This window comes from Chitinophagales bacterium, from assembly GCA_017303415.1.
Taxonomy (GTDB): Bacteria; Bacteroidota; Bacteroidia; order Chitinophagales; family Chitinophagaceae; genus SpSt-398.
The window spans coordinates 2,247,251-2,259,249 of sequence record JAFLBJ010000001.1 but is presented as its reverse complement, the minus strand read 5'-3'; the positions used below and the strand labels follow the sequence as shown (position 1 = coordinate 2,259,249).

At 47.2% G+C, this 11,999-nt stretch carries 8 protein-coding genes; 1 reads left to right on the top strand and 7 read right to left on the bottom strand.

Annotated features, from left to right (window positions below; genetic code table 11):
* Nucleotides 1–175 precede the first annotated feature (175 nt).
* Complete coding sequence (locus tag J0M30_09750) at nucleotides 176–517, bottom strand: cation transporter (protein MBN8667773.1); 342 nt, start codon at nucleotides 515–517, stop codon at nucleotides 176–178.
* 21 nt (nucleotides 518–538) lie between these two features.
* Nucleotides 539–1,174, bottom strand: a complete 636-nt coding sequence (locus tag J0M30_09745) for an orotate phosphoribosyltransferase (GenBank protein ID MBN8667772.1) — start codon at nucleotides 1,172–1,174, stop codon at nucleotides 539–541.
* 22 nt (nucleotides 1,175–1,196) lie between these two features.
* Here J0M30_09745 and J0M30_09740 point away from each other — a divergent pair, with 22 nt between their 5' ends.
* Nucleotides 1,197–1,820, top strand: a complete 624-nt coding sequence (locus J0M30_09740; GenBank protein ID MBN8667771.1) for an NUDIX domain-containing protein — start codon at nucleotides 1,197–1,199, stop codon at nucleotides 1,818–1,820.
* On the opposite strand, the gene coaD is transcribed toward J0M30_09740, so the two are convergent.
* The 5 genes from coaD to J0M30_09715 form a co-directional block, all read right to left on the bottom strand.
* Complete coding sequence (gene coaD, locus J0M30_09735) at nucleotides 1,811–2,302, bottom strand: pantetheine-phosphate adenylyltransferase (protein ID MBN8667770.1); 492 nt, start codon at nucleotides 2,300–2,302, stop codon at nucleotides 1,811–1,813. The two genes, J0M30_09740 and coaD, sit on opposite strands and share 10 nt — an antisense overlap.
* A gap of 68 nt (nucleotides 2,303–2,370) precedes the next feature.
* Complete coding sequence (locus J0M30_09730; protein MBN8667769.1) at nucleotides 2,371–3,297, bottom strand: aspartate carbamoyltransferase catalytic subunit; 927 nt, start codon at nucleotides 3,295–3,297, stop codon at nucleotides 2,371–2,373.
* Nucleotides 3,298–3,342: 45 nt separating this feature from the next.
* The gene (locus J0M30_09725) at nucleotides 3,343–6,732 is read right to left on the bottom strand and encodes a VCBS repeat-containing protein (GenBank protein ID MBN8667768.1); all 3,390 of its coding nucleotides are present in this window, start codon (nucleotides 6,730–6,732) and stop codon (nucleotides 3,343–3,345) included.
* A 128-nt stretch (nucleotides 6,733–6,860) separates the two neighbouring features.
* On the bottom strand, nucleotides 6,861–8,576 hold the full coding sequence (locus tag J0M30_09720) for a RagB/SusD family nutrient uptake outer membrane protein (GenBank protein MBN8667767.1): 1,716 nt from the start codon (nucleotides 8,574–8,576) through the stop codon (nucleotides 6,861–6,863).
* Nucleotides 8,577–8,597: 21 nt separating this feature from the next.
* A complete protein-coding gene (locus J0M30_09715) occupies nucleotides 8,598–11,888 on the bottom strand; it encodes a TonB-dependent receptor (GenBank protein ID MBN8667766.1) in 3,291 nt (1,096 codons plus the stop codon).
* Nucleotides 11,889–11,999: the final 111 nt, after the last annotated feature.

Sequence of the window (11,999 nt, the reverse complement as noted above, 5' to 3'; positions counted from 1 at the left end):
GGATGTTGGATGTTGGATGTTGGATGTTGGGTGTTGGATGATAGTGGAGAATGTTTAAAGTTAATGACAAATAAAGAGGGGCCTGAAGAAATTCAGGCCCCTCTTCTTATTTAACCTTGAATGATATGAATCACCAACATCCACCATACAACATCCAACATCCCTAATCCAACCACTATCCCCCCACATGTTTACACGTCTTTGGAAGCTTGTTATAGGCATCCGGATTGGCGGGGTATTCATCGGCTTCATACCCGGCATTGGCAATAGCCGCCTTTATGGTCTCGGCATTGATCCGGTTGGTTAAGAATTTCACCATGGTCTCCTTCTTTCGCCAGTTCACATTTACATAGGTTACCCCGTCATAACGTTTCAGGTACTCTTCGATCCTTGTTTTACAAGCCTCACAGCCTACTGTAGGCGTCTTAATTTTGATTGTTTCTACCGCCTTGGTTTGGGCCGAAGAAGATAAGGTTAAGCCGCCGATGGCCAGGAAAAGCAGGATAACAGTTCGCATAGAAGGTATTTGAAAGGAAAATTACAAAACCCCTGTCCAATTCGCAGGGTCCTGACGCCATTTTAACAATATTTCTTGTTGTCCTGGCTCTATCTGGCCTTTGGCGCCTGCTGCCTCCAGCAAATGGGTATAATCAGTGAGCGGGAAATAGGTGACCCCTGCTTTTTCAAATGCTTCCGTAGCCTGTGGAAAGCCATAGGTGAATATTGATACCATCCCTTCGATGGTCAACCCGGCTGCTTTCAACACATCCACCACCTGTAAACTGCTTTTGGCTGTGGATACCAGGTCTTCGACCACTACTACTTTTTGCCCGGGTTCAAAATACCCTTCAATCTGATTCCCCATTCCATGTTCCTTGGGTTTGGGACGCACATAAACAAAGGGAAGTTTTAATTGATCGGCTGCCATGGCTCCCCAGGCGATCCCTGCGGTCGCCACACCCGCCACCAGGTCAGCCTCGGGGAAGCGTTCAAAAATTACATTGCAAAGCTCTGATTTGATATAGTCACGCACATAAGGAAAAGAAAGGATCCGTCGGTTATCGCAATAGATCGGGCTCTTCCATCCACTTGCCCAGGTAAACGGGGCTTGGGGACTTAATTTAACTGCATTAACTTGTAATAGTTTCTCGGCAACAATTTTCGCATCGGTCATGCGGCGAAGGTAAACCAAAGCTATGTATCTGAAAATTTACTTTGAGGATAAACCCCTGTATCTCTGCGATGAAATCAATGAGGAGATCGAGCCGTTTGTTCATCACGATGATGCGGTCTTTATTGATGAACTGGATGCGCATACCATCAAATCCATGATCCATGAAATACAACAACCGGCCATTCATGCCGGTGTATTTTTTCATAAAGACCTGGAGAAATTAAAGAAAGAGTTCTTTCGAAAGTTCACCCTTTTCGTGGCTGGTGGAGGTGCCGTATTAACGCCGGAAAATGAATTGTTGTTGATCTTTCGAAGGGGTTCCTGGGATCTGCCCAAAGGCAAACTGGATAAAGGCGAGCGCATTGAAGATTGTGCCTTACGTGAAGTGAGGGAAGAAACCGGAATAAAGGAACTGGAATTGGTTTCGCCGTTGCTTACCACCTATCATACCTACCACGAAGGCACGCGTTTTATTTTAAAAGAATCAAATTGGTTCCGGATGAAAGCCCCGAAAGATCAGGTTTTGACAGCCCAGGCTGAAGAAGATATTACGGAGGTCAGGTGGGTGGGATTGGCTGAAGCCAAAACCTATTTCCCACAGATGTTCCCCTCTGTTCGCGATGTGATACTGACCCTTCAGGACTGAACCCCTTTCCCACTTTTTAATACGGATTGCGCCACCACTTCGGGCAGGAAGGCGCTGGCATCGCCCCCATTTCGGATGATATCCCGAACAATGGTAGAGGCAACAGAAGTGTACTTGGGTTCGCAGGTGAGAAAGATGGTTTCAATATTCTTGTCCAATTGCCGATTGGCATCAGCGATCGTTTTTTCATATTCAAAATCGCTCACATACCGGATGCCCCGCAAGATAAAGCGAGCTTTGATCTTGCGACAATAATCAATGGTCAGTCCCTCATAAGTGGTACATACTACCGAGGGATGCTCTGCAAAAAGGTCTTTGATCCATCCCAGTCGTTGGTCACTTGTGAACATGGGAGATTTTCCGGTATTGGTACCGATCCCAACAACGATCTTGTCAAACAATGGCAGGGCGCGGGTAATGATATCCACATGGCCAAGTGTGACAGGGTCAAATGTCCCGGGAAAAAGACAGATCCTTTCCATAATTTAAATTTTCCGGCAGCAGGCCGTTAGCAGGGACTAAGATGGGATATAAATGGTAAATGACGAAATTAATTCTGCCGGTTGGAAAGCAGGTACAGCACTGCCATACGGACCGCCACGCCATTCTCTACCTGTTGTAAAACAAGGGATTGCTGCCCATCAGCTACATCGCTGTCAAGTTCTACACCACGATTGATCGGACCGGGGTGCATGATGGTGATCGGTTTGGAAAGGCTTTCCAATATTCGGCGGTTTATACCATAAGCCAGGCTGTATTCCCGCAAGGAGGAGAAGAGCACCTGATTTTGTCTTTCCAATTGTATCCGTAACACATTGGCCACATCACACCACTCCAAAGCCTTACGCAGGTCATACTCCACGCGGATGCCAAAGGTTTCGGTCATGTATTTGGGGATAAGGGTTGGCGGGCCACACACGATCACTTCCGCCCCCATTTTCTTCAGCAGATAAATATTGCTTTGTGCCACCCGGCTGTGCATGATATCCCCAATGATGGCCACCCGAACCCCGGCAAGCGATCCTAACTTCTCCTGTATCGATAAGGCATCGAGCAGGGCTTGCGTCGGGTGTTCATTGATTCCATCACCGGCATTGATCACAGCGGCCGGAATATGCTTGGCCAGAAAATGCGGGGCTCCACTGGCACTGTGCCGCATTACAACCATATCCACTTTCATGGATAAGATATTATTGACCGTATCCAGTAAAGTTTCTCCTTTTGAAACGGAGGAGCCAGATGCTGAAAAATTGATGGTATCGGCAGATAGCCTTTTTTCTGCCAGTTCAAAAGATATGCGTGTCCGCGTAGAATTCTCGTAAAACAGGTTGACGATGGTGACATCCCGCAGGGAGGGCACTTTTTTAATCGGTCGCTGCAAAACTTCTTTGAACTGTTGGGCGGTTTGTAAAATGGTCTGAATATCTTCCGGGGTAAGATCTTTAATACCCAGCAGGTGTTTGGTAGAAAGGCTCATTAAAAAGCGAAGATAAAGCAAATTCCCAAAACCTGTTCGGGCCAATTATTTCTTACCATCCCTTTGCCGGAATACCTGTACCGCTCCCCTGTTCTGGCTGGAAACAATAAGCCGGGAACCATCTGCGGCCTTTAACCCTGCCACGGATTTCCCATTACCGGGAATACACACTCCGCTTTGCATCATGGACAATGGCCTGAAGCCTCCTTTTCCATCCCCCTGGAGAACAAGCCCACGTAATGCATCATATCGCCCATTCCCGGGTTCAGTGCTATAATCATTGGTAGAAAGGAAAAGGTCCAGGTTCCCGTCTGCATTGAAATCGGCGGTCACCAGGGCATTCACCACCGAATATTGCGCCATGGCCGGTAGTGGATGTAAACTAAACTTTCCGCCCCCGTCATTCCGGATATAATGACTCTGAAGGCAATTGGCCTTTAATCGTAGGGCCCCTTGTAATTCAGCGGGAGTAAATAGCTGATGAAAAGTAGCTGAGCCAAAGGAACGATAGGACAGAAACCGTTTCTTGATGAAGGGCATCTGGTCAACGATATCATCCCGGGTATGGGCCGGAAATTCCTGTCCTTCTTTATCGGTATCTTTTCCCCGGATAAAACTGGTCGGGATAGCTTCCGTAACTCCATTCCTGTCAAAATCTTTGGCATACACGGATACGGGGTATGCAGGAGAAGCTTTGTAATAGGAATTCTCCCCCAGGTTTCCAGCCACAAAGTCCAAATCCCCATCCTTATCAAAATCCCCGCTACAGAGACTGGTCCACCATCCTGAACGATCACCGATGCCTGTCCTGGTGGTCATATCCTCGAAAACCCCTTTATTGTTGCGCAAGAAGGTCAGGGGCATCCATTCTCCGGCCAGGAGGAGATCGGTCCAGCCATCGCCGTCAAAATCGCTCCAGGAGGCATCCGTGACCATCCCCAGGTTCTTCAGGAAGGGGGCAATGGTGGAAGTGATATCGGAAAACCGGGCTTTACCATCCCTGGAATCATTTCGAAATATAAATGAGGGTACGGGTTGGGGGTAATTCCAGGGTTTTACCCTTCCACCGATAAAGAGATCAAGATCGCCATCCTTATCAAAATCCGCTGCCCGTACACAGGATTTACTCACATTCCGGATAGGGATGGCATTGCTATCAGGCCTAAACAGACCTTTCCCGTCATTAAGGTAGAACTGATCCTGGTAACCTATATCTTCATTTCGATACGCGTATCCACCTGCGGTTATGTACAGATCAAGATCGCTATCCCCATCTGCATCAAATAACAAAAGACCCTGATCATCCGATCTCTTTCGCGCGGCCAGATCCCCGGTTAACAAGGCTTCCTCGCTGAACTTGCCATCCTGGTCCTGAAAGAAAAGCATTGGACTGAAACCCGGCGAACTTCCCAACACAAAATCCTCCAGACCATCCCCGTTCATATCACCTGTAGCGATACGGGGGCCGGCTTCCGTAAACTTATGTGGCAATAATTTCTGAATATTGAAATCAATGAAATCGCGTTGCTGATGCCGGAAATCGATCCCCACACTTCGGGTCACTTCGGTAAACCATGAATCAGCATGGTCCCTGTTTGTTTTAATGGCCGGTCCTGCAGACGCTATATTGGCCTTTATGGTTGAATTTTCTGCCGGCGCTAAAAAAACGGACCTTTTGCCTCCCGGCCATTGGATCACTACCGAATCAATGGGTTTACCCCCCAATCCAAAATGTACCTGTGAACTGACAGAAGATATATATCCACGATATGGATTGTAATGAAAATACTGTATTTCTTTTCCCTGATGTAAGGTTATGGTGGCACCAATTGCCTGCCTGTTTTTTTCCGGGCCTGAAAGCTCCACCTGAATAAACCCATTTTTCTTAACCGGTGCAAGGCGGTTCTCAAAAATTCCGGCGGGGTCGTTGATATTGTTCATCACAATATCCAGATCGCCATCTTTGTCCAGATCCACATATACAGCCCCATTGGAAAAAGTAGGTTCTTCCATTCCCCACTCGGCGGTCATGTCTGTGAAACGGAGATCGCCATTATTCCGGTACACAAAATTGTGGATCTTAACCACGGGTATTTCATCGATCATTTCCTGGTCGGTAACCAATGTGCCTGCATCCTCGCGGTACACAATGAAATCATGATCGGTAATGTCTTTGGGAAACCCGTTGGAGAACAGAATATCGCGATATCCGTCATTGTCAAAATCGGCAGCCAGGGGCGTCCAGCTCCAATCGGTTTGGGCAATTCCCGCGTAATAACCGATCTCGGCAAACTCCGGATGACGAATTGTATCTCCCTCACGCTGGGATGGGCCAAGGTTCAAATGAAGCATGTTGCGTACATACTGGTATTGGAACCCGTACATATCACTGTTCTGATAGGTGAGATAATTGTTAGCGTTGAGAAACATTTTTCGACGAAGGTTATCACCCGGCGCCATATCTACCTCGATCACATCATCCAAACCATCATTGTTCATATCCACGGCATCGGAGCCCATGGAATTAGCGGCACCATGTTTAAAATAGTCTAACAGGCTGTCAGTAAACGTGCCATCCCGGTTATTGATGTACAGCACATTGCTGGAGATATAATCATTGGCTACAAAAATATCAAGCCATCCGTCCTGGTTGACATCAAAAATGTTTGCCGCATGGGAATAGCCTTCGATCAGGATCCCTGCTTCACGTGACACATCTGTATAAAAGGGATGTTTCAGTGAATCATTCCAATCATTTCGAAATAATTTTCCCGTGCTCGGGTGTTCTCCATTGAGGTTACGTTTTCGGAACTTATTCGCATATTCATCCTTGATGATATGGTTTACCGCGATATAGAGGTCAAGGTCCTCATCGTTGTCATAGTCAAAAAAATAAGCCATGGTACTGGAAGAAGTGTCAGCCAGTCCATACTCCGCCGCCAATTCCCTGAACACCGGTACTTTGTTATTGTTCAGGCCCTGGTTTACATATAAGAGGTTGATCCGTTTGAGCGGATCATGTTTTGCCGTGGCACAAACATACAAATCCATCCATCCGTCATTGTTGATATCTACCACAGCCACTCCCCTGCTCCATATTCCTCCACCTGTGGTCTGGGAAACCTCCGTTACGTCCTCAAAGCGAAAGGCTCCTTTGTTCAAATAGAGTTTATTGGAAACCATGTTCCCGGTGAAATACAGGTCCGGGAGACTGTCATTATTAAAATCTCCAACGCCTACACCTCCCCCATTGTAAATATTGGCAAAGTCAAAGATGTTGATGGAATCATCTTCAAAGAGTTGGTTGGTAAACTCAATGCCGGTTTGGTCAGGGCTTTTTTGTACAAACAGGCCATCCTTTTCCTCACAGGAACAGATCATGACAGACAAGAAGACCAAGCCGTAAAAAATTGACAGGCGCCTTGAATTTCTCATGAGTGGGTAATTGTTCAATTCGTTGGTTATGCAGCGAAATGCTAATATATGAAAGGTCCAAAAAATCAAATAGGCAAAGCCCGAAGGCTTTACCTATTTGAAGGAAGGATGAAACGACTGACTACTGCTTATGGTTTAATAAATCCATTGCTTAAATCAATTTGTTGTTGCGGTACCGGGTAGAAATCCTGCGCTGGTGACGCGTAGGTCGGCTTGGGCACAAGGATCACCTGGTAAGGCATGGCACTCTCATAGGTATAATAGGCATTGAGTTCAGTGGCGGCAATACCCCAGCGAACCAGGTCAAAGAAACGCCAGCCTTCAAGACCTAACTCCAGGGTACGCTCCAACCGTACGGCAGTACGGGCAGCGTCCTGGTTGGCAAATGCAGCGGTATAAGGTTCTGTACGGGGAGTTCCGTAGGTGTTGGGAAAGCTGACCACAGAACTATTTTTTGCACGGTTACGTACACGGTTGATCAAGGTTTGTGCTGTTGCGAGCGAGCCTCCTCCTTCGATCTCGGCTTCAGCCGCCATCAGGATCACATCCGAGAAACGGATATAATTTATGTTCAGGGCCACACCCCCTGCAGAGAACCATACACTGGCATCATGTGTAGCTCCTACCTGAGACTGGCGGATTACGGTTTTCTTGTTGGCAAAGGGGCCTGCTGATACATCCCTTCTCCAGGTTGTCTGGAAGGTACCCCAGTCGTGGTAAGGAACACCGTTACGGCCAATGGTCCAGTCGAGCCTGGTATCCACATTCCCGCTATACTGTGTATATCCGGCCATACCTGCAGGATCCAGTACATCGGTATTGTGTGGATTGGTTACAGGTAATCCATTTCCATCTGTTTTAAAACTGTTGGTGAACCAGTAGGTGGGGCAAAAGAATCCGGCGCCACCGAGGTTGGTAGCGGGTGTATTCAATAAGTCGCCCCAGTTACCATTACGCGCACCGGCATTGTCTTTCGAAGAGGCCTGGAATGCAAGTACCGACTCGCGCGAGTTATCAAAATCCACATTGAAATTATCATCATAATTGGTCGTCAGGTCAAAGGCTACACCCAGGGGGTTTGTTCCATTGGCCACCACATCATTCAATACCGTTCTGGCAGTAGTAAAATCTTTGGTGAACAACAGTATCTTACCATAGATAGCACCAGCCACCCATTTGTTGATACGACCTACGGCATCCATATTGGCCGGAAGATTTTCCCAGGCAAATTTGGCATCGGTCACGATCTGGGGCCAGATATCTGTTTCATTGGTAACTCCCAGGATAGCGCCACTTGCCAGATCAGCATCGATCTGCTCATCCAGATAAGGCACTTTGTTAAAGGTTATTTTAGCCATGAAATGGTACCAGGCACGCAGTGCGCGGGCTTGACCGGCGAGGCTTTTTCTGGCGTCATCATTGATGTTCTGCACCTTGGCCAGCACCTGTAATACGGTATTGGTCCGTTTTACACCTTCATACAAAGCTTTCCAACGATCATTCAGCCCTCCGTTGGTAGAGGTGGCATCATGTCGTTGTACAGGTGTCATATTCGGGGCCTGGTCATTCGGGTCAGAACCTTTGTTGGCTTCACCGCCACCAATGGCTCCATACAGGAAGTTGGAACCACTGGATCCCCATTCTCCACCCAGGTTCAATCCACCATCATGTCCATCCAGCATGGCGTAGGCAGACAGCAGGAGTTTATTCACTCCTTTTTCAGTCGCCAGTGTATTTTCATCCAATACACCTTTGGGATCTACATTCAGGAAACCCTTCTTACAAGCGACCAACGAGATTAAGGTCGTTGCCGCCACAAGCAGGATCAGTTTTTTACTTTTCATATATAACATTTTATTAGGGTCTTAGAAATTGATATTCGCTCCAATGATGAATTGTCTTACAGTTGGGAAGGCACCTACATCCACGCCGGCAGCACGGTCGTCAAAACTCACGATATCGGGATCGAGACCAGTGTACTTGGTAATGGTGAAGAGGTTTGTTCCCTGAACATACAGACGGGCCTTAGATATCTTCACTTTGCTAAGCAGGCTGGCAGGAAGGGTATAACCGATCTGCAGGTTGCGCAAACGGAAGAAACCTGAATTCTCCACATAATAAGAGTTTACAGAACCGGAGGTACTGAATCCACCAGCTGTTTGTGTAACCTCCTGAATGGGGGTTGTAGCATTGGGGCGGCTACCATCGGGCAACCAGCTATCATACAGGGCACGCTTGCTGCGTCCGCCTGGGAAACCACTGGAGAAATCAGTCCACCACCGAACAAAGTTGAAAGACTGTTTTCCGGCTGCTCCATAGAAGAAGGCTGAAACATCAAAGGCTTTGTATTCAAGCGCCAGATTAAGACCATAGCTGAAATCCGGATTAGGATCACCGATAATGGTCCGGTCATTGGCATCAATTACTCCATCCGGCTTACCAGCAGGTCCACTGATATCCGCATATTTGAAACGGCCCGGGCCTGCACCTGCCTGAGTGGGAGAAGAAGAAACATCAGAAGCAGATTGGAACAGACCTACCACCTGATAACCATAATAAGTGTTCAGGGGGCTACCGACGAAGTTCCGTGTGGCATTGCTACCGATACGGTTGGCTTCGTTGGCAGGACTGTTGAAATCAAAGAACTGTTGGGTTCCGTTGATCCCGGTGATCTCATTCTTATAGGTAGTAAAGGTCAGCGTAGAAATCAAACGCAGGTCGCGGTTGATATTCTTCCGGTTGGTGATCATCAGGTCAACACCAGAGTTCTTCATGCTGCCTACATTGCGGAATGCCGGGTTATTAGCGGCAACCGCACCAGCGATGGCCTGACCGGCAGGATTATAAAGAAGGTCGATCGTTTTTTTCTGATACCAGTCAAAAATCACATCGGTAGATCCGTTGAATAAAGTGGCATCAAAACCAATATTGGAGGTAACACTTTGCTCCCATTTACCCAGGGCGTTTCCTACAAAAGAAAGGAAGAAACCTTCCTGGGGAGAGCTTTGTGTACCCGTCAGATCATACCAGGAGCTTTGGCGGTTACTACCAAATGTGGTAAAGGCGTTGGAGGCGCCGAGGGCAGCCTCGTTACCCATTTTACCCCAGCTACCACGGATCTTCAGGTCATCCACCCATTTTACATCCCCAAAGAAATCTTCATCGGAAATGCGCCAACCCAGAGAGAAGGCGGGGAATGTACCCCATTTATTGGGATCCAGAAATTTGGAGGAACCATCACGACGTACAGTAAGAGAAGCAAGATATTTTCCTTCAAAGGAATAATCCGCTTTTGCAAAATAGGATTGTGTAGTAACAGGAGTATAGATCACACTACCACTCAGGTTTTGTGTGGAACCGTTCGACAGGTTGAGGAAAGGCAGGTAATCATAACTGTAGTATCCGGTTGAAGAACCGATCACCTGACGACCGCCTGATTTCTGGGCCTCTGTACCTACGACCACGTTGAGGTCATGCTCTTTAAAACTTGCTTTGTAGGAGGCCTGGTTGGTCCATATCCAGTTATTGTTACGAATAAAATTCTCGGAATAAGTGGTATTCGCATTATTCTCCGTGTGTTCGTATTCAATGAAAGGATAGGTGAATGAATTATTATAGTTGATCGCACCACCGAAACTGCTGCGGAAGGTCAAATTCTTCATCAGGTCGATCTCCATATAAACGTTACCAAAGATGTTCATATCGTTATTCCGGTTGTTCCGGTTACGATACAGAACGGCAAGAGGGTTTTTGGCGTTGCCCCAGGTACCAAAACCACTACCACCGGCTGTTCCGGCAAAATCACCCGGTACAATGGTATATACAGGGATAATGGACATGGGACGGAAGGTCTGGGCAATGATACCTCCTTCATCGTTATTGGCTGGCCGATTGGATTCGGTAGCAAAAATCTGCAGGTTTTCGCCGATCCGTACTCTGTCAAGGATTGAAAATTCTGAGTTCAAACGGGCGGTATATCTTTTAAAGAAATTATACTCGGAAATGGCCTGCTGATTGAAATAGTTCAGGCTAAGCAGGTATCGGCTGTTCTCCCCTGCCCCATTGACTGAAATATTATGATTGGTGATCGGCGCATTGCGGGTAACCTCATCATACCAGTTGGTACCTGCCTTGTTGGCGGGTACAATGATATAAGGTGTATATCCCGGATCACCCAGTTGGTTATAGTTGAGTGAATAGAGACTGGGATTAACCCCGGCGTTTCCACTCATGATCGGCACTCCATTATTGGGGGCACCGGAATAATAAATGTAATCGGGTAATACCGGAGAACTACCACTTCCGTAAACCGAACCTGTTACAGCAAGACCGCTGTTCTGGCGCGCCAGAAAATACAATTCGCCCTCTTCCTGGGCATTAAGGAGGTCAAAACCCTTTCCGGGATTTTGGGAACCATAATACATGTCATAGGTCACAGAAACCCCTTTCTTTTTGCCCTTTTTGGTGGTCACAATGATTACACCATTGGAACCACGCACCCCGTAAACAGAGGCAGAGGCCGCATCTTTCAACACCTGCATACTTTCAATATCGTTCGGGTTGAGACCGGAAATGCTCCCCGTTTGCACCCCGTCTACAACATATAACGGGTTGTTGTTATTAAAAGAACCCAGACCACGGATCCTAACCTGGGCCCCTGAACCGGGAACACCATTCTGGATCACCGTTACCCCGGAAGCACGTCCTTGTAATTGTGACTGTGCATCAAAGGTTGGTTGCGACTTCAGGTCATTTACATTGACCACCGCCACCGCACCCGTAATATCCTTCTTTCGCTGCGAAGAATAACCGGTTACGATCACTGTCTCACCAGTAATAACCTGTTCGGTCAGCGAAATACTGACCTGGCTAATAGAGGCCACATTCACTTCCGTGGTCTGATAACCTACATAACTAATTACCAGTACAGTGCTTCCCGATGGAACCGCGATGGAAAATGAACCACTGGTATTGGTTACCGTGGAAACAGCAGTTCCTTTTACGGTAACCGTAGCCCCGGGCAAAGGAGATCCCTTATCTGTAACAGTACCCGTTACAGTTTTTTGTGCCCAGGCCGCCAGCGTTAAAAAAATGGAGAATAGGAGCAAAGAGAGGCGTCTTGGCATAGCGCCATGACGACAAGTGTTTTTTGCCATAAAGCAAGCAGTTTTTAGATTTAAAAGCAATTCGTTACAAAAGCAAGGTAAATTTAATGAAAACTTATTCTTAAAAAAGAGGTATTAATCTTATTGTTTAACTAACAACTG

Coding starts and splice junctions, on each gene's coding strand:
- J0M30_09750 (MBN8667773.1), bottom strand. CDS start 517: ATGCGAACTGTTATCCTGCTTTTCCTGGCCATCGGCGGCTTAACCTTA.
- J0M30_09745 (MBN8667772.1), bottom strand. CDS start 1,174: ATGACCGATGCGAAAATTGTTGCCGAGAAACTATTACAAGTTAATGCA.
- J0M30_09740 (MBN8667771.1), top strand. CDS start 1,197: ATGTATCTGAAAATTTACTTTGAGGATAAACCCCTGTATCTCTGCGAT.
- coaD (MBN8667770.1), bottom strand. CDS start 2,302: ATGGAAAGGATCTGTCTTTTTCCCGGGACATTTGACCCTGTCACACTT.
- J0M30_09730 (MBN8667769.1), bottom strand. CDS start 3,297: ATGAGCCTTTCTACCAAACACCTGCTGGGTATTAAAGATCTTACCCCG.
- J0M30_09725 (MBN8667768.1), bottom strand. CDS start 6,732: ATGAGAAATTCAAGGCGCCTGTCAATTTTTTACGGCTTGGTCTTCTTG.
- J0M30_09720 (MBN8667767.1), bottom strand. CDS start 8,576: ATGAAAAGTAAAAAACTGATCCTGCTTGTGGCGGCAACGACCTTAATC.
- J0M30_09715 (MBN8667766.1), bottom strand. CDS start 11,888: ATGGCAAAAAACACTTGTCGTCATGGCGCTATGCCAAGACGCCTCTCT.